Genomic DNA, 16,933 nt, shown 5'->3' with positions numbered 1-16,933 from the left:
TCACTGATGGGTCAGGGCTTGTACTCGGCGTGAGGGATGGCGACGGCCCAGAGCAGGTCTCGCAGACGGATGCACTCGGCCACGGTGTCAGGGTCTTCCAGGATCTCCGACCCGAGAACTCGGCCTTCAGGATCAAAGTGCCCCACGGCAAGAAGGCGGTCGTCGTACAGCCACCAGTCGTTCCCTCCCGCGGGGAAGGCAACCCCTTCCGGCAGCCGGTGCCTGGGAAGCCATCGGATATCTTCGCCCATCTCGATGTTGAGGTGCGTGAGCGAGTGCTCCCAAGTGACGTACTGGCTGTGGGGCTCTGTGACCACGCGAACGCGACGGACCGTCTTGCCCTCACCCGTGACGCGCTTCATCCGCGTCGTCCAGTCATCGAGCCATGAGTAGTCGTCGGGTTCGCCGCGCTTCCATCGGGCGTACGGCGTGTCCTCGATGGGAGACCCGTAGTCGTCTCGCAGCTCCAGATGGAAGGCATCACGCTCGAACTGGTTGAACAGCTCGTCACGCTGCGCGGGGCTGATCAGGTCCACTGTCTTCCTCCAGGAGGGCCGTGATCGAGGACTTGGGGACCTCGACGCAGGTCTCATAGTCGGGCATGCGCATCTGGCTCAGGGCTTCAGCGTCGTGCATTTCTGGACCTTGCAGGACGCAGGTCCCCTGTTCAGTGACGATCTTGATCGGGTCGTTGTACTTCTTGATCTCGCCAGTGGGGAGTCCGTCCTTGGTCAGGTGCTCGAACAGCTCAGTCGGCACCTCGATGACGGTCTGTCCTTCCGGCACGTCGAGCTGCATGAGGAGTTCGTTCGCATACACCTTCCAGCCTTGGATGACGTAGGTGTCCTGGTCGCTGGCGTACAGGGTGGGGCTGTCTCCCGGGGTGGAGTTCTTCCCAAGGAACCGTAGCTGCATGGTTGCTCTCCCGTCCGCTTCCTTGCACCGGATTGCGCGACAAGACGATGGTCGTGAGGTCGTTCGGGCCCGTCAATCGACTTGCTGCAAACTGGCGCAATCTTCTTGGGACTTGAGCGACAGTGCCTCTACGTTCATCTTCGGGCCCAGCCTGCCGAGGCAGCACCGAGGGGAGAATCGTGGTGGCCAGCGTGATCCGAGAGCCTGAGACGACCAGAGAACACCTCGAAGTTGACTGGTTCAGGGACACCATCACCGTGATTCAGCTCATGGGCCTCTCCCGGTCGACCCGAGCGGACATCGATGCCAGGACGGCCGAGTGCATCGGGCACCTAGAAGAACTGTTGGCCGTAGGCCTGGGCGCGGACCAGGACGACGAGGTGATGGAGCTGTTCCGCCGGGCGTACAGGCACCTGGACCTGTCCAGCCGTCCGACGCCGGCCACCCCCGCCTACGACGCATTTGCCTATATGCGAGACACGGCGACTGTCACCTTCGAACTGCTGAAGGTCTACGTGACGAAGAACGAGGGCCAGAACCAGTGAGCGTCAAAGCCGTACTCAGCTTCGTGAACTACAAGATCACCCGAGACCTCGACGGAGAGAGGACCTGGCGGGCCCGCTGCGTCTCGGGGGACGAGGAGGAGTGCGGATACGGGCACGAGCGCTCGATGGCCGAGCGCATCATGAACGAGGCCCTGGCGTTCATCGACGTCATGGGCCAGACCGGTGAGGGCATGTCGCCCTCCCAGGTCGTTGACCCCGGCTGGCACACGTTCATGCTCCACACCGAGGAGTACGCCGCCTTCTGCACCGAACGGTACGGCCGGTTCATCCACCACGCCCCGAAGAGCCGCTACCGGGACAAGGCCACGGTGGTCGACGTCGTGACCAAGCTCCGCGCCCACGGCTACGCGGTGGACGAGTCCCTGTGGGGCACCAAGGCCGACGGCAACGAGCCGACGTGCTGCGGCGACGGCCCGTGCTGCTGATGCCAGCCGCTGTCAGTGGCAGCCGCTAGAGTCCGGCCCTCACATTCCAGGACTCTAAGTAAAAAAGGGAGTTTTCATGGCAACTGCCGAAGGAACCAAGGGCCGGGGACGGGTAACCGTCTTTTCCATGTTCGGGCCCGTCTTCGGCTACGCGAGCACTCTTGTGGATGACCAACAGGTCGCCTACATCGGTCCACTCACTCCAGCCGTCAACTGGCGGAAGCTCTGGCAGATGGCCGAGCGCTGCCACAACGACGGAGCCTCGGAGATCAGGAAGGCTCAGTGGATCGTCTCGCAGGCGTCCCGTGCGTTCATCTGCGGCAGCAACGTTGTCGTGAAGCTTCCCGACGCCGACTGGGAGATGGAGCCTGGTGGTTGGCTCGTGGAGCTTGGCGACTCCTGGTGCAACCAAGACGTATTGGTCACTGGCAACCTCACAGTGCCGGACCTCACCGCCGAGCAGATCGCCCCGAAGTTCACCTACTACCCGCAGTACGCGGGATGACGCCCCGACCACTCTCGCTCTCGCAAAGGTCAAGTGGCCGAGGCGTCTGGCTCCCCACCACCATCAGATGAAGGGAACGCACCTATGAGGGTAGAGCTTCCGGCAACAATGCCGGGGCCTGATCCGCCGGGCGGTCCGGCCGGGCCGCAGGTACCCAGCACAAACCCCGCTGAGCCGCCCTCTGGGCGTCAGCCTCTGAAGGAGTGAATTAGGCTCCATGACTGCCAACGGGACGCCGCCGTGTCCCGGAGGCCAGCCCCCCGCAATTCGGATGCGGGGGGTTTCTGCATTGTGACCCCTGCCAGAGGCCAGGACACAGCAGCCGGAAGTGGTACCGGCTGGGGGCTTTGTTCGCTAGAGCAGTGCGCGGAAGGGGTTCTCTCCGAGGAGTTCGGGCCGCTCGGTCACGGAAACCGGCGGGCGAACCGGACGCTTCGGTTCCGGCGCAAGCTCCGGGGCACGGTTCGGTTCCGGACGGTACGCGTCCAGGCGGACGACCGTGGGCCGCTGCGCCTCCCGTTCTGCTGCGGCCGGCATGGGGGCGGAAGAATGGGAGACCGGTTCTGGCTCGGACTCGGAATCGTCACCGCGGAGTGTGAAAACGGTGGCCGGCCGCCCCGTCTTGCCTGACCGTTCTACGGTCACCACAACTTCCGGAAGTGCTCGGACCTCAGCGGCCGTCGCTCCCACCCGCCTGCACCTGCCGGAGGACTTCCGTATCCACGACTGGAGGCACAGCAAGGTCACGAACGACCTGGAGGCCGGAGAGAACCCCGTAGAGGTCTCCGCCAACGTCCGGCACCACTCGCCGGGCTACACGATGGCCCGGTACGGCCACTCTCGTAAAGACGGAGCGCGCCGACTGGCCGCCTCCGGTGCTGGCCGACTCGGCCTGTCATCCCTGGTCTGACCTGGGAAGTCTCCAGGCTGTTGGTCACGTGGTTGGTCACGCCACAGCCTTGGAAAGCAAGAAACCCCTGATGAACAGGGGTCTCAGCTGGTGTCCGAGGGGGGACTTGAACCCCCACGCCCGATAAAGGGCACTAGCACCTCAAGCTAGCGCGTCTGCCATTCCGCCACCCGGACCAGGTGTCTGCCGCCTTGCGGGGTGTGTTCCGCGCGGCGACATGGACAACAATACCAAGGTTTCGGAGTGCGTTTCACCTGCGTATCCGTCCGCCGGGCGAGGCAGGACGCGGGATTGCCGACGGTATACAGTCCGCGAGGTCCTGTGTGCCGAACGTGAGAGTCAGGGCAGGAGCTGGTACTCCGGGAAGTTCCCCGGCAGCCGCTCCCCCGCCAGGCCCCGGGTCACGGCGTGTACCAGAAGCTCACCGCCGACGAAGGCGCCGCGCCAGGACGCGCCGAACCCGCCGAACAGCTCGTCCCGGTCGCCGCGGGAGCGGGGGACGCCGTGGCCGGTCTTGAAGGCGCGGATCTGCGGGGCGAGCCGGTCGTAGGCGGCCCGGTCGTCCGTGGCGAGGGTGGCCACCAGCGCGCCGTTGGACGCGTTCATCGCGGCCAGCAGCTCGGCCTCGGTGTCGACGAGGACGATCGTGTCGACCGGCCCGAAGGGCTCCGCGTGGTGCAGCGGGGAGGACGGCGGCGGGCCGAGCAGGGTGACCGGGTGGACGTAGGCGGAGATGTCCTGGCCCGGCAGGAAACGCGCCTCGTCCGGCCGGCCCCGGTACAGCGGTACGGCACCCCGGTCGACGGCCTCGGCCACCTGGTCGGTCAGCTCCTTGGCCTTGGCCGCGTTGATCAGCGGTCCGAAGTCCAGCTCGGGGAGCGGATCGGCCGGGTCCGCCACGGCGAGCGGGTGGCCCACGCGGACGGCCCGGACCGCCGGCAGATAGGCGGCGAGGAACGCGTCGAAGAGGCAGCGCTGGACGACGAAGCGCGGGTAGGCGGTGCAGCGCTGTTTGCCGTAGTCGAAGAGCCGGGGGACGACGGCGGTGAGCGCCGCCCAGTCGGAGAAGTCCCAGATGCCCCAGGTGTTCAGGCCCTCCTGTTCCAGGATGTGCCGCTTGCCCAGGTCGGCGACGGCGGTGGCGACGGCCGCACCGGTGTCGCGGCCCCCGACGAAGGACACGCAGCCGATCTCCGGAGCCCGCACCAGCGCCTGGTTCAGCTCGCGTCCGCTGCCGCCGACCAGGGTCAGGGGCACCCCTTCGCGGGCGGCCAGCGCCGCGGCGAGGGTGAGGCACGCCACACCGCCGTCGGTGGGGGTCTTGGCGATGACCGCGTTGCCCGCCAGCGCCTGCACGAGGACGGCGTGGACGAGCACGCTCATCGGGTAGTTCCAGCTGGCGATGTTCGACACGGGCCCGTCCAGCGGGGCCCGGCCCGCGAGCATCGGTTCGATCCCGTCGACGTACCAGCGCACACCGTCGATCGCCCGGTCCACGTCCGCGAGTGCGAGCCGCCAGGGCTTGCCGATCTCCCAGACGAGCAGCAGGGCGAGCAGGTCGCGGTGCTCGGCGAGCGCGTCCAGGGTGGCGGCGACGCGGGCCCGCCGTTCGGGCAGCGGGATGTGCCGCCAGGCGCGGTGCTGGTCCAGGGCGGCGCGTACCGCCTGCTGGGCGGTGCCGCCGTCCAGGCGGGGCGCGCCGGCGACGGGGGTGCCGTCGACCGGGGTGGTCGCGGGCAGTGTCCGGCCGTCGGGGTGCCAGACACCGGCCCACAGATTGCCGGCGTCCTGCTCCCGGAAGGCCTCGGGGGCGACCGTGAGACAGCGCTGCCAGGCGTCGGCGTAGGAGGTGCCGGGTCTGAGGAGTGCGACGGGAGGAGGTGTCGGGGGCTGCGGGGTGAGGGTGGGTGACATCGGTGGTCTCCGCTCTCGCTTCGCGGGGATGGAGGGTGCGGGAGGTGCCTGCCGTTTCTTCTGAGGTACCTGGGAGGTACCTGCCTTTTCTCGGGAGTCGGCGGTGCGGGGGGCCTCGGCTCAGCCCTGCCGCAGCGTCTCCAGCACCGCCCGGGCCGTCTCCGAGGGGGTACGGCCCACCCGTACCCCGGCCGCCTCCAGGGCCTCCTGCTTGGCGCGGGCGGTGCCGGTGGAGCCGGAGACGATGGCGCCCGCGTGGCCCATGGTCCGGCCCTCGGGCGCGGTGAAGCCGGCGATGTAGCCGACGACGGGCTTGGTGACGTGGTCGCGGATGTGGGCGGCGGCCCGTTCCTCCGCGTCACCGCCGATCTCCCCGATCAGGACGATCAGTTCGGTGTCGGGGTCGTCCTGGAACGCGGCCAGGCAGTCGATGTGACTGGTGCCGACGACGGGGTCACCGCCGATGCCGACACAGGTGGAGAAGCCGGTGTCGCGCAGCTCGTACATGAGCTGGTAGGTGAGGGTGCCGGATTTGGAGACCAGGCCGATACGGCCGGGCTTGGCGATGTCGGCGGGGATGATGCCCGCGTTCGACTGGCCCGGGGAGATCAGGCCGGGGCAGTTGGGTCCGATGATCCGCGTGCCCCGTTGCCGCGCGTACGCCGTGAAGGCGACGGTGTCGTGGACCGGGATGCCCTCGGTGATGACGACGGCCAGCGGGATGCGGGCGTCGGCGGCCTCGGTGACGGCTGCCTTTGCGAAGGCGGGCGGGACGAAGACGACGCTGACGTCGGCGCCGGTCGCGCGTATGCCGTCGGCGACCGAGCCGAAGACGGGCAGCGGGTGTCCGTCGACGTCGACGGTACGGCCGGCCTTGCGCGGGTTGACTCCGCCGACGACGTTCGTGCCGGCCGCGAGCATGCGCCGGGTGTGCTTCATGCCCTCGGCGCCGGTCATGCCCTGGACGAGGATCTTGCTCTGCGTGGTGAGGTGGATGGCCATGTCCGGGCTCCTCAGGCGGTGTGGGCGAGTGCGGCGGCCCGGCGGGCGGCGCCGTCCATGGTGGCGACCTGTTCGACCAGCGGGTGCGCGCGTGCGTCGAGGATCGCCCGGCCGCGGGCGGCGTTGTTGCCGTCGAGGCGCACGACGAGCGGCTTGGTGGGCCGGACACGGTCGACCGCCGCCAGGATGCCGTCGGCGACGGTGTCGCACGCGGTGATGCCGCCGAAGACGTTGACGAGGACGCTCCGCACGGCGGGGTCGGCGAGCACCACCGAGAGGGCGTCGGCCATGACCTCCGCCGAGGCGCCGCCGCCGATGTCGAGGAAGTCGGCGGGGCGGGCGCCGCAGCCGGCGACCACGTCCAGGGTCGACATGACGAGTCCGGCGCCGTTGCCGATGATCCCGACCTCGCCGTCGAGCTTGACGTAGTTGAGCCCGCGGGCGGCTGCCGCGGTCTCCAGCGGATCCCGGTGCTCGGCGTCCTCGGCGCCCCAACGGGTCTGCCGGAAGCGTGCGTTGTCGTCCAGGGTGACCTTGCCGTCGAGGGCGAGGACGTGCCCCTGGGCGGTGCGCACCAGCGGGTTGACCTCGACCAGCAGGGCGTCCTCGGCGACCAGGACCTGCCACAGCCGGATGAGGACGTCTGCGGTCCGCGGCGGCAGCCCGGCGGCCCTCGCGATCTCGCCGGCCTTGGCGGAGGTGACGCCCTCGGCCCGGTCGACCGGGATGCGCGCCACGGCCTCCGGGTGGTTCGCGGCGACCTCCTCGATGTCCACCCCGCCCCGCGCGGAGGCGATGGCGAGGAAGCCGCCGGCCGCCCGGTCCAGGACGTAGGAGACGTAGAACTCCTCGGCGATGTCGACCGGTTCGGCCAGCATCAGCGTGCGGACCCGGTGGCCGTTGATGTCCGTGCCGAGGATCTGCCGGGCCGTCAGTTCGGCGGCGGCCGGGTCGGCGACGAGCCGGACTCCGCCCGCCTTGCCGCGCCCGCCCGTCTTCACCTGTGCCTTGACCACGGCCCGGCCGCCGAGCCGCCGGGCGATCTCCCGGGCCTCCTTGGGCGACTGGGTGACCTCGGCCCGCGGCACCGGGATGCCGTGGTCCTGGAAGAGCTGTCGTGCCTGGTGTTCGAACAGGTCCATGCCGGCTCCCGTCTGCGGGGATCATCGCGTGCTCCGGTGACCGGAATCGACCGGAGACCGATGACCGAAAACTGTGTACGCCCCCTGGACACCGCCCACTGGATGCGGGATAACAAGCTTCATACAGTATTCGTCGACTGTATGCAATCTACTGCATACCGCCTGGTGTTGTAGCACCGCTTGTACGCACCGCTGTACGCCCCCGCTGCCCCGCGAGCCGCCCAACCTCCTACGAAAGGGACGGGACTTCGCCATGCCCGACGACACCCAGGACGTGATCTCCGGTGGCCATCTCGTGGCCAAGGCGCTGAAGGCCGAAGGCGTCGACCGCATCTACACCCTGTGCGGCGGCCACATCATCGACATCTACGACGGCTGCGTGGACGAGGGAATAGAAGTCGTCGACGTCCGCCACGAGCAGGTCGCCGCGCACGCCGCCGACGGTTACGCCCGTGTCACCGGCAAGCCGGGCTGCGCGGTGGTCACCGCGGGACCCGGGACCACCGACGCCGTCACCGGGGTCGCCAACGCCTTCCGCGCCGAGTCCCCGATGCTGCTGATCGGCGGCCAGGGAGCGCTGACCCAGCACAAGATGGGGTCCCTGCAGGACCTGCCGCACGTCGACATGATGACGCCGATCACCAAGTTCGCGGCGGCGGTGCCGGACACGGCCCGCGCGGCGGACATGGTGTCGATGGCCTTCCGCGAGTGCTACCACGGCGCACCCGGCCCCTCCTTCCTGGAGATCCCCCGGGACGTCCTCGACGCCAAGGTGCCGGTCGCCGAGGCGCGTGTCCCGCGGGCCGGTTCCTACCGGGCCTCGACCCGCTCGGCCGGCGACCCCGAGGCGATCGAGAAGCTCGCCGACCTGCTCGTCCACGCCGAGAAGCCGGCGATCCTGCTGGGCAGCCAGGTGTGGACGACCCGGGGCACCGAGGCCGCGACCGAGCTGGTGCGCACCCTGAACGTCCCGGCGTACATGAACGGCGCCGGACGCGGCACGCTCCCGCCGGGCGACCCGCACCACTTCCAGCTCTCCCGCCGGTACGCCTTCTCCCACGCCGACGTCATCGTCATCGTCGGCACCCCGTTCGACTTCCGCATGGGCTACGGCAAGCGCCTCTCCCCCGACGCCACGGTCGTGCAGATCGACCTCGACTACCGCACCGTCGGCAAGAACCGCGACATCGGCCTCGGCATCGTCGGTGACGCCGCGCTGGTCCTGAAGTCGGTGACCGAGGCCGCCTCCGGACGTCTCGACGGTGGTGCGGCCAAGCGCAAGGAGTGGCTGGACGAACTGCGCACGGCCGAGCAGACGGCGATCGAGAAGCGGCTGCCGCAGCTGCGGTCCGACGCCTCCCCGATCCACCCGTACCGGCTGGTCAGCGAGATCAACGACTTCCTCACCGAGGACTCGGTCTACATCGGCGACGGCGGCGACATCGTCACCTTCTCCGGGCAGGTCGTCCAGCCCAAGTCGCCCGGCCACTGGATGGACCCGGGCCCCCTCGGCACCCTCGGCGTCGGCATCCCCTTCGTGCTCGCCGCCAAGCAGGCCCGCCCCGACAAGGAGGTCGTCGCCCTCTTCGGGGACGGCGCCTTCTCCCTCACCGGCTGGGACTTCGAGACCCTCGTCCGCTACGACCTCCCGTTCGTCGGGATCGTCGGCAACAACTCCTCCATGAACCAGATCCGATACGGCCAGGCCGCCAAGTACGGCAAGGACCGCGAACGGGTCGGCAACACCCTCGGCGACGTCCCGTACGACAAGTTCGCGCAGATCCTCGGCGGCTACGGCGAGGAGGTCCGCGACCCCGCCGACATCGGCCCCGCCCTGCGCCGGGCCCGCGAGTCCGGCAAGCCGTCGCTGATCAACGTCTGGGTCGACCCGGACGCGTACGCCCCCGGAACCATGAACCAGACCATGTACAAGTGAGGTGGCCCGCATGACTGGAACGCCCACCAAGGCCCTCGCCGGCATCCGCGTCCTGGACATGACCCACGTCCAGTCCGGGCCGTCCGCCACCCAGCTGCTCGCCTGGCTCGGCGCCGACGTCGTCAAGCTGGAGGCCCCGACCGGCGACATCACCCGTAAGCAGCTGCGGGACCTGCCGGACGTCGACTCCCTGTACTTCACGATGCTCAACTGCAACAAGCGGAGCATCACGCTGAACACCAAGACCGAGCGCGGCAAGGAGATCCTCACCGAGCTGATCCGGCGCTCGGACGTCATGGTCGAGAACTTCGGGCCGGGCGCGGTCGACCGGATGGGGTTCACCTGGGACCGCATCAAGGAGATCAACCCGCGGATCGTCTACGCCTCCATCAAGGGGTTCGGGGAGGGCCCGTACACCGGCTTCAAGGCGTACGAGGTCGTCGCACAGGCCATGGGCGGGTCGATGTCGACCACCGGTTTCGAGGACGGGCCGCCGCTGGCGACGGGGGCCCAGATCGGGGACTCGGGGACGGGTGTGCACGCCGTCGCGGGGATTCTCGCGGCGCTCTTCCAGCGCGAGCGGACCGGGCGCGGCCAGCGGGTCAACGTGGCCATGCAGCACGCTGTCCTCAACCTGTGCCGGGTGAAGCTGCGGGACCAGCAGCGCCTGGCACACGGGCCGCTCGCCGAATACCCCAACGAGGACTTCGGCGAGGAGGTTCCCCGCTCGGGGAACGCGTCCGGCGGCGGACAGCCGGGCTGGGCGGTCCGGTGCGCGCCGGGCGGCCCGAACGACTACGTGTACGTCATCGTCCAGCCCGTGGGCTGGAAGCCGATCACCGAACTCATCGGCCGGCCGGAACTCGCCGAGGACCCCGAGTGGGCGACCCCCGAGGCCCGGCTGCCGAAGCTGAACAAGATGTTCCAGCTGATCGAGGAGTGGTCGGCGACGCTCCCCAAGTGGGAGGTGCTGGAGCGGCTGAACGCGTACGACATCCCGTGCGGCCCGATCCTGTCCACGAAGGAGATCATCGAGGACGCCTCGCTCGCCGCCAACGAGATGGTGGTCCGCGTCCCGCACCCCGAGCGCGGCGAGTTCGTGACCGTCGGCAGCCCGCTCAAGCTCTCCGACTCCCCCGTGGAGGTGACCGGCTCACCCCTCCTCGGCGAGCACAACGAAGAGGTCTACGTCGGCGAACTGGGCCTCGGCGACGAGGAGCTGCGCCTGCTGAAGTCGAACGGGGTGATCTGACGTGATGGCCGAGGACCGGGTAGCGCGGGTGCGGTCCCTGCTGGAGTCGGTGCGGGCCGAGGGCCGTACGGCGCTGACCGCGCCCGAGGGCCGGGTGGTCGCCGAGGCGTACGGGATCGCCGTACCGGGCGAGGAACTGGCGGCCGACGTGGACGAGGCGGTGGCCGCGGCGGCGCGTCTCGGCGGGCCGGTGGTGCTGAAGATCGTCTCGCCGGACATCCTGCACAAGACCGAGGCCGGCGGGGTCGTCGTGGGGGTGGAGGGCGCGGCCGGCGTACGCGCCGCGTTCCACCGGATCGTGGAGAACGCGCGCGCCTACGACGCGGCGGCCCGCATCGAGGGCGTGCTGGTGCAGGAGTTGCTGCCGGCGGGCCAGGAGGTCATCGTCGGCGCGGTCACCGATCCGACCTTCGGGAAGGTGGTGGCGTTCGGGCTCGGCGGCGTACTGGTGGAGGTGCTGAAGGACGTCACGTTCCGCCTCGCGCCGGTCTCCGCCGACGAGGCGCTGTCGATGCTCGGCTCCATCCGGTCGGCGGAGATCCTGCGCGGGGTCCGCGGACAGGCCGGCGTGGACCGGTGGGCGCTGGCCGAGCAGATCCGCCGGGTGTCCCAACTCGTCGCGGACTTCCCTCAGATCGCCGAGGTGGACCTCAATCCGGTGATCGCGACGGCACAGGGCGCGGTCGCCGCCGACATCCGGATCCTCCTCGCCGAGCGGCAGCCGGCACCGCGCAGGAGGTACTCGCGCGAGGAGATCCTCACGTCCATGCGGCGGCTGATGCAGCCCGCCTCCGTCGCCGTGATCGGCGCCTCCAACGAGACCGGCAAGATCGGCAACTCGGTGATGCGCAACCTGGTCGACGGCGGTTTCGCCGGGGACATCCACCCGGTGAACCCCAAGGCCGACGACATCCTGGGCCGCAAGGCGTACAAGAGCGTCACGGACGTGCCCGGCGAGGTCGACGTGGCCGTCTTCGCCATTCCGGCCCGGTTCGTCGCCGCGGCCCTGGAGGAGGTGGGGCGCAAGGGCATCCCCAACGCCGTCCTCATCCCCTCCGGGTTCGCGGAGACCGGGGAGCACGAACTCCAGGCGGAGATCGTCGCGATCGCCGAGCGGCACGGCGTCCGCCTGCTCGGCCCGAACATCTACGGCTACTACTCCACCTGGCAGGACCTGTGCGCCACGTTCTGCACGCCGTACGACGTCAAGGGCGGGGTGGCGCTGACCTCGCAGTCCGGTGGCATCGGCATGGCCATCCTCGGCTTCGCCCGCACCACGAAGACGGGTGTGTCGGCGATCGTCGGCCTCGGCAACAAGTCGGACCTGGACGAGGACGACCTGCTGACCTGGTTCGGCGAGGACCCGCACACCGAGTGCATCGCGATGCACCTCGAAGACCTCAAGGACGGGCGGGCGTTCGTGGAGGCGGCCCGCGCGACCGTGCCGAAGAAGCCGGTCGTGGTCCTGAAGGCGGGCCGTACGGCGGCGGGCGCGAAGGCGGCCGGTTCGCACACCGGCGCGCTCGCGGGCGACGACGCGGTGTACGACGACATCCTCCGGCAGGCCGGGGTCATCCGGGCGCCCGGCCTGAACGACATGCTGGAGTACGCCCGCGCGTTGCCGGTACTTCCCACCCCGCGGGGGGACAACGTCGTGATCATCACCGGCGCGGGCGGCAGCGGTGTGCTGCTGTCGGACGCGGTGACGGACAACGGGCTGTCCCTGATGGAGATCCCGCCCGACCTGGACGAGGCGTTCCGCCGGTTCATCCCGCCGTTCGGCGCGGCCGGCAACCCGGTCGACATCACCGGGGGCGAGCCGCCGTCGACGTACGAGGCGACGATCCGGCTGGGCCTGGAGGACCCCCGCGTCCACGCCCTGGTGCTCGGCTACTGGCACACGATCGTCACCCCGCCGATGGTGTTCGCCGAACTCACCGCGCGCGTGGTCGCCGAGTTCCGTGAGCGGGGCGTCGAGAAACCGGTCGTGGCGTCGCTGGCCGGTGACGTCGAGGTCGAGGAGGCCTGCCAGTACCTGTTCGAGCGGGGGGTCGTGGCGTATCCGTACACGACCGAGAAGCCGGTGGCGGTGCTCGGCGCGAAGTACCGGTGGGCACGGGCGGCCGGATTGCTGGGGGGCGGTTCATGAGCTGAGCGGAACGGGGCCGGCCGGCGGTGCGCGCCGGCCGGCCCCGGGACCCGTCTGCGCACGAAAGGCATGGGACAGGGGGCGCTGGCCGGAACTTTCGACGCAAGGGGTGAGCGATGAGAACGACCGACTACTCGACGTCCGTGCCGTACCGGGAAGTGACGGACCGGAACGGACGCGTGTACCGGGTCGGCGAGTCCGACATCGACATCATGGGCCGCAGGCGCACCTGGATGGTCATCCTGCCCTGGGTGGGCATGATGGGCATCAGCTCAGCCGAGTACGCGTTCACATCGGCGGAGGACACGCTTCACGAGGCGCATCTGTGGAGCAGCGGGCACATCTTCTGGCTGATGGGCGTCTGGGTGTTCTTCCAGGCGGCCGTGGCCTTCCCGGCGGGGCAGCTGCGGGAGAGCGGCCGGCTGCCCGCCCGTACGGCGATGCTGCTCGGCGCGGTCGGCACGCTGCTGGGCTATCTGTCACTGGCGTACGCGCCGCACGTCGCCGTCGCCTACCTCGGCTTCGGCATGTGCAGCGGCATCGGCGCCGGCCTGGTCTACGCGACCTGCGTCAACATGGTCGGCAAGTGGTATCCGGAGCGCAAGGGCGGCAAGACCGGCTTCGTCAACGGCGGCTTCGCCTACGGCTCGGTGCCGTTCGTGTTCCTGTTCACGTCGTACATGGACCTGAGCAACTACCGCGGTGTGCTGGTCACGGTCGGCATCGGACTGTGCCTGGTGGTGGCGTCCGCCGGCTGGTTCTTCAAGGACCCGCCGAAGAACTGGTGGCCGGCGCACGTCGACCCGCTCATGGTGACCCACGACCCGAAGATCCGCCGGGCGCTGGAGAAGAACCCGCCGGCGGTGAAGCAGTACACCCCGAAGGAGGCGGCGCGCACCCCTGTTCTGTGGATGATGTGGTTCTGTCTGCTGTGCACGGCCGGGATCAATATCTTCGGCATCGCCTTCCAGGTGCCGTTCGGCAAGGACATGGGCTTCGCGGGCGGGATCGTGGCGACCGCGATGTCCTTGAAGGCCATCGTCAACGGCACCGGTCGCGGGGTCATCGGCTGGATATCCGACCGCTACGGGCGCCGCAACACGCTGATCATCGTGTGCGTCGTGCTCGGCTCGGCGCAGTTCGGTGTGCTGGTCTCCGGCCAGATGGGCAGCATGCCGTTCTTCCTGCTGTGCTCCATGGTCTCCGGTTTCGGCGGCGGGGCGATCTTCCCGCTGTTCGCGGCCATGACGGCGGACTACTTCGGCGAGAACAACAACGCCTCCAACTACGGGATGGTCTACAGCTCGAAGCTCGTCTCCGGGCTCGTCGGTTCGGGCCTGGGCGCGGTCGTCGTCGATGCGTGGGACTACCACGGCGCGTTCGTCCTCGCGGGCTCCGTCGGGCTGGCCTCCGCGGTGCTGGCGCTCTTCCTGAAGGCCCCGGGCAGGCCGAAGGCCCGGCGCATCGTCCCCAACCCGCACCCCCTCGGTGAGGAGATGGCATAAGCATGACGGCAGATCCACTCTCGGCCGACCTGCACGCCGCACCACGTCCCTACCGCGAGGTGACCGACTCGCACGGCCGCGTCTACCGCGTGGGCGAGACCGACCGGGACATCCTCGGCCACTCCCGCAAGCTCATGGTCTACCTGCCGTGGATCGCCATGATGGCGATCAGCGTCTTCGAGTACGCGTACGGCTCCGCGGAGGACACCCTCTCGCACGCGCACGGCTGGACCCAGTCCAACACCTTCTGGATCCTCAGCGTCTGGGTGTTCTTCCAGGCAGGCATCGCCTTCCCGGCGGGCTGGCTGCGCGAGAAGGGCGTCCTGACAGCCCGCCGTGCGATGTACACCGGATCCGGCCTGTGCCTGATCGGGTTCCTGGCCCTGTCGCACCTGGACGACGTGTGGCTGGCGATCCTCGGCTTCGGCGTGATCGGCGGCATCGGCGCCGGACTGGTGTACGCGACGTGCATCAACATGGTCGGCAAATGGTTCCCCGAACGGCGGGGCGCCCGCACGGGCTTCGTCAACGGCGGCTTCGCGTACGGCTCGCTGCCGTTCATCTTCATCTTCAACTACGCCTTCGACACGGAGAACTACCACCGCGTCCTGGACCTCATCGGCGTCTACGTGATGATCGTCGTGTTCGCCTCGGCGTTCTTCTTCAAGGACCCGCCGAAGAACTGGTGGCCGGCGGACATCGACCCGCTCGCCTTCTCCGGCGACAGCAAGAACGCCCGGTCGCTGACGAAGAACCCGCCCGCCGTACGGCAGTTCACGCCCAAGGAGGCCATCCGCACCGGGATGCTGCCCCTCATGTGGGTCTCCATCGTGATGACCGCCGGCGTGTCGATCTTCGGGATCTCCTTCCAGGTCGATTTCGCCAAGGAGGTGGGCTTCGGCCCGCTGGTCGCGGCGTCCTCGATGGGCGTGATGGCGGTCATCAACGGCATCGGCCGCGGTGTCGTGGGCTGGCTGTCGGACCACTGGGGGCGCAAGACGACCCTCGTCTTCGTCATCGTCGTCCTCGGACTCGCCCAGTTCGGAGTCATCTGGGCCGGTGACGTCAGGAGCGAGTGGCTGTTCCTGTTCTTCGCCTTCCTCTCCGGCTTCGGCGGCGGCGCCTTCTACCCGATGTTCGCCGCGCTGACCCCGGACTACTTCGGCGAGAACTACAACGCCACCAACTACGGCCTGGTGTACAGCGGCAAGCTGGTCAGCGGCCTGTTCGGCGGCGGCCTCGGCTCCATGGTGGTCGGCGCCTGGGGCTACAACGGCGCCTACGCGCTGGCCGGCGGTGTCTCGATGGTGGCGGCGGCGCTGGCGCTCCTGCTGCGCCAGCCGGGCCGCACCGGCGACGGCGAGCCGGTACCGGCCGCGAAGCCGCACCCGGCCACCTGACCGCCCGGCTCAACCGGTGTTCCCCCTCCCCGACCGCTCGTCGGTCGCCGGAGGGGGAACTTCCCGTAGGACCGGCCGTTCCCTGTGCGGTGGTACCGGCTCACCGAACGCCCGGAGCGGACCGGGCCGGTCCCGCCCTCACCGCATGCCGACTGCGCGGCGGCCCGGAGACACCGCGTGCGGCCGCCCGTCCGGAAAGGCACCGGTCAGCTCGCGTCCCGCCCCCGGCACGAACGCGGCCCACCCTCCACGAAACTACCGGTCAGACCGCCTTCCACTCCTGGAACGAGCGCGGCCCACCCACCACCAAAGCGCCGGTCAGCTCGCGTCCCGCCCCCGGCACGAACGCGTCGGTCAGGTCGCGTTCCGCTCGTGGTAGGAGCGCCGGGTGTGTTCGGTGTGTTCGCGCATCAACCGGGTGGCGCGCTGCTCGTCACGGGCGGCGATCGCGGTGATCAGTTCGCGGTGCTCGCGCCATGACTGCCGGCCGCGCTGCCGGGCCACCGGCGTGTAGTACCAGCGGACCCGCCGGTCCACCTGGGCGGCGAGTCCGGCGAGGACGGTGTTGCCGGCCAGCTCCATCACCTTGGCGTGGAAGGCGGCGTTGAGGGCGACCGCGCGGTCCACGTCCTCGGCCGCCACCGCCTGCTCGCCCTCCGCGCACAGCCCCTCCAGCACGGCGATGCCGGCGCTGTCCGCGTGCGCGGCGGCCAGCCGGGCGGCCTCCGCCTCCAGCAGGGTGCGGACCGTGAGGAGCTGGTCGGCCTCCTCCTCGGTCGGCTCGTGGACGAACGCGCCCTGGGCGGGCCGCAGATCGACCCATCCCTCGGTGTTGAGCCGCTGCAGCGCCTCGCGCACGGGCTGCCGGGAGACGCCGAGGTGCCCGGCGAGTTCGCTCTCCACGAGGTGCTGGCCGGGCTGGAGAGCGCGGGTGGTGATGAGTTCCAGCAGCGCCTCGTAGACGCGCTCGCGCAGCGGGCCGGGCCGTTCCAGCTTGGGCACCGCCCCCTGCGGCAGTCCGGTCGACAACATCGCGGTCCCCTCCTGAGCAGGTCTGACGCGTGGACCCTGAGACGCTCACTGTCGGCTCAGTATCAATTGTCTTTCGTCTACAGTCTACGGTGCACAGTATTCAGCACCAGGCGCGCGGAAGCACGAGCCGATCCGGCCGAGTACGCAACTGAGCCCCCCATGGCTCGTATGGGCGGCGGGCGTCCGCTAGGTCCTGTCGTCAAACTCCCGTCGTCCGCCCGGAGGGCGGGCCGCGCGGCGTCAGGTGCGTGCTCTCGGCGTGCCGGGCCCCGGCCCTCGT

At 69.5% G+C, this 16,933-nt stretch carries 14 protein-coding genes and 1 tRNA gene; 8 read left to right on the top strand and 7 right to left on the bottom strand.

Features of this window, described 5'->3' with window-relative positions; genetic code table 11:
• Positions 1–11 precede the first annotated feature (11 nt).
• Positions 12–536, bottom strand: a complete 525-nt coding sequence (locus AB0L21_RS18115; protein ID WP_365785021.1) for a DUF6879 family protein — start codon at positions 534–536, stop codon at positions 12–14.
• Positions 508–915: a hypothetical protein gene (locus AB0L21_RS18110; RefSeq protein WP_365785019.1), complete on the bottom strand. Its 408-nt coding sequence runs from the start codon at positions 913–915 to the stop codon at positions 508–510. Before AB0L21_RS18110 ends, AB0L21_RS18115 begins: the two co-directional genes overlap by 29 nt.
• Before the next feature lie 182 nt (positions 916–1,097).
• Here AB0L21_RS18110 and AB0L21_RS18105 point away from each other — a divergent pair, with 182 nt between their 5' ends.
• From AB0L21_RS18105 to AB0L21_RS18095, 3 genes are all read left to right on the top strand, one after another.
• The gene (locus AB0L21_RS18105; protein ID WP_365785017.1) at positions 1,098–1,460 is read left to right on the top strand and encodes a hypothetical protein; all 363 of its coding nucleotides are present in this window, start codon (positions 1,098–1,100) and stop codon (positions 1,458–1,460) included.
• The gene (locus AB0L21_RS18100) at positions 1,457–1,906 is read left to right on the top strand and encodes a hypothetical protein (protein WP_365785015.1); all 450 of its coding nucleotides are present in this window, start codon (positions 1,457–1,459) and stop codon (positions 1,904–1,906) included. Before AB0L21_RS18105 ends, AB0L21_RS18100 begins: the two co-directional genes overlap by 4 nt.
• Positions 1,907–1,982: 76 nt before the next feature.
• The gene (locus AB0L21_RS18095) at positions 1,983–2,411 is read left to right on the top strand and encodes a hypothetical protein (protein WP_365785013.1); all 429 of its coding nucleotides are present in this window, start codon (positions 1,983–1,985) and stop codon (positions 2,409–2,411) included.
• Positions 2,412–3,409: 998 nt separating this feature from the next.
• Here AB0L21_RS18095 and AB0L21_RS18090 read toward each other — a convergent pair.
• From AB0L21_RS18090 to sucC, 4 genes are all read right to left on the bottom strand, one after another.
• A tRNA-Leu gene (locus tag AB0L21_RS18090) sits at positions 3,410–3,497 on the bottom strand.
• Positions 3,498–3,660: 163 nt separating this feature from the next.
• Complete coding sequence (locus AB0L21_RS18085) at positions 3,661–5,235, bottom strand: aldehyde dehydrogenase family protein (protein ID WP_365785012.1); 1,575 nt, start codon at positions 5,233–5,235, stop codon at positions 3,661–3,663.
• A 120-nt stretch (positions 5,236–5,355) separates the two neighbouring features.
• Positions 5,356–6,237, bottom strand: a complete 882-nt coding sequence (gene sucD / locus AB0L21_RS18080) for a succinate--CoA ligase subunit alpha (protein WP_365704295.1) — start codon at positions 6,235–6,237, stop codon at positions 5,356–5,358.
• A gap of 11 nt (positions 6,238–6,248) precedes the next feature.
• Positions 6,249–7,379: an ADP-forming succinate--CoA ligase subunit beta gene (gene sucC / locus AB0L21_RS18075; RefSeq protein ID WP_365785010.1), complete on the bottom strand. Its 1,131-nt coding sequence runs from the start codon at positions 7,377–7,379 to the stop codon at positions 6,249–6,251.
• A 253-nt stretch (positions 7,380–7,632) separates the two neighbouring features.
• On the opposite strand from sucC, the gene AB0L21_RS18070 reads away from it, so the two are divergent.
• The 5 genes from AB0L21_RS18070 to AB0L21_RS18050 all read left to right on the top strand — a co-directional run bounded on the left by AB0L21_RS18070 (position 7,633) and on the right by AB0L21_RS18050 (position 15,621).
• Entirely contained in the window at positions 7,633–9,315 is a 1,683-nt protein-coding gene (locus tag AB0L21_RS18070) for a thiamine pyrophosphate-binding protein (RefSeq protein ID WP_365785008.1), read from the top strand.
• Between the two features lie 10 nt (positions 9,316–9,325).
• Positions 9,326–10,567, top strand: a complete 1,242-nt coding sequence (frc, locus tag AB0L21_RS18065) for a formyl-CoA transferase (protein ID WP_365785006.1) — start codon at positions 9,326–9,328, stop codon at positions 10,565–10,567.
• A 4-nt stretch (positions 10,568–10,571) separates the two neighbouring features.
• Positions 10,572–12,716, top strand: coding sequence for an acetate--CoA ligase family protein (locus tag AB0L21_RS18060; RefSeq protein WP_365785004.1), 2,145 nt, complete (start codon positions 10,572–10,574; stop codon positions 12,714–12,716).
• A 116-nt stretch (positions 12,717–12,832) separates the two neighbouring features.
• On the top strand, positions 12,833–14,221 hold the full coding sequence (locus AB0L21_RS18055; RefSeq protein ID WP_365785002.1) for an OFA family MFS transporter: 1,389 nt from the start codon (positions 12,833–12,835) through the stop codon (positions 14,219–14,221).
• A gap of 2 nt (positions 14,222–14,223) precedes the next feature.
• Entirely contained in the window at positions 14,224–15,621 is a 1,398-nt protein-coding gene (locus AB0L21_RS18050) for an OFA family MFS transporter (RefSeq protein WP_365704279.1), read from the top strand.
• 354 nt (positions 15,622–15,975) lie between these two features.
• Here AB0L21_RS18050 and AB0L21_RS18045 read toward each other — a convergent pair whose 3' ends face one another.
• Positions 15,976–16,653: a GntR family transcriptional regulator gene (locus AB0L21_RS18045; RefSeq protein ID WP_365704277.1), complete on the bottom strand. Its 678-nt coding sequence runs from the start codon at positions 16,651–16,653 to the stop codon at positions 15,976–15,978.
• Positions 16,654–16,933 lie beyond the last annotated feature (280 nt).

Origin of the sequence: Streptomyces sp. NPDC052721, from assembly GCF_040678315.1 — a bacterium.
Lineage (GTDB): Bacteria > Actinomycetota > Actinomycetes > Streptomycetales > Streptomycetaceae > Streptomyces.
The sequence above is the reverse complement of the archived record's forward strand: the minus strand, read 5'-3'. Positions and strand labels throughout refer to the sequence as shown.

Bases quoted from the DNA above. Each gene is read 5' to 3' on its own strand.
- AB0L21_RS18070 (WP_365785008.1), top strand. From the start codon at position 7,633: ATGCCCGACGACACCCAGGACGTGATCTCCGGTGGCCATCTCGTGGCC.
- AB0L21_RS18095 (WP_365785013.1), top strand. From the start codon at position 1,983: ATGGCAACTGCCGAAGGAACCAAGGGCCGGGGACGGGTAACCGTCTTT.
- AB0L21_RS18060 (WP_365785004.1), top strand. From the start codon at position 10,572: ATGGCCGAGGACCGGGTAGCGCGGGTGCGGTCCCTGCTGGAGTCGGTG.
- AB0L21_RS18110 (WP_365785019.1), bottom strand. From the start codon at position 915: ATGCAGCTACGGTTCCTTGGGAAGAACTCCACCCCGGGAGACAGCCCC.
- AB0L21_RS18050 (WP_365704279.1), top strand. From the start codon at position 14,224: ATGACGGCAGATCCACTCTCGGCCGACCTGCACGCCGCACCACGTCCC.
- frc (WP_365785006.1), top strand. From the start codon at position 9,326: ATGACTGGAACGCCCACCAAGGCCCTCGCCGGCATCCGCGTCCTGGAC.
- AB0L21_RS18045 (WP_365704277.1), bottom strand. From the start codon at position 16,653: ATGTTGTCGACCGGACTGCCGCAGGGGGCGGTGCCCAAGCTGGAACGG.
- AB0L21_RS18055 (WP_365785002.1), top strand. From the start codon at position 12,833: ATGAGAACGACCGACTACTCGACGTCCGTGCCGTACCGGGAAGTGACG.
- AB0L21_RS18085 (WP_365785012.1), bottom strand. From the start codon at position 5,235: ATGTCACCCACCCTCACCCCGCAGCCCCCGACACCTCCTCCCGTCGCA.
- sucC (WP_365785010.1), bottom strand. From the start codon at position 7,379: ATGGACCTGTTCGAACACCAGGCACGACAGCTCTTCCAGGACCACGGC.
- sucD (WP_365704295.1), bottom strand. From the start codon at position 6,237: ATGGCCATCCACCTCACCACGCAGAGCAAGATCCTCGTCCAGGGCATG.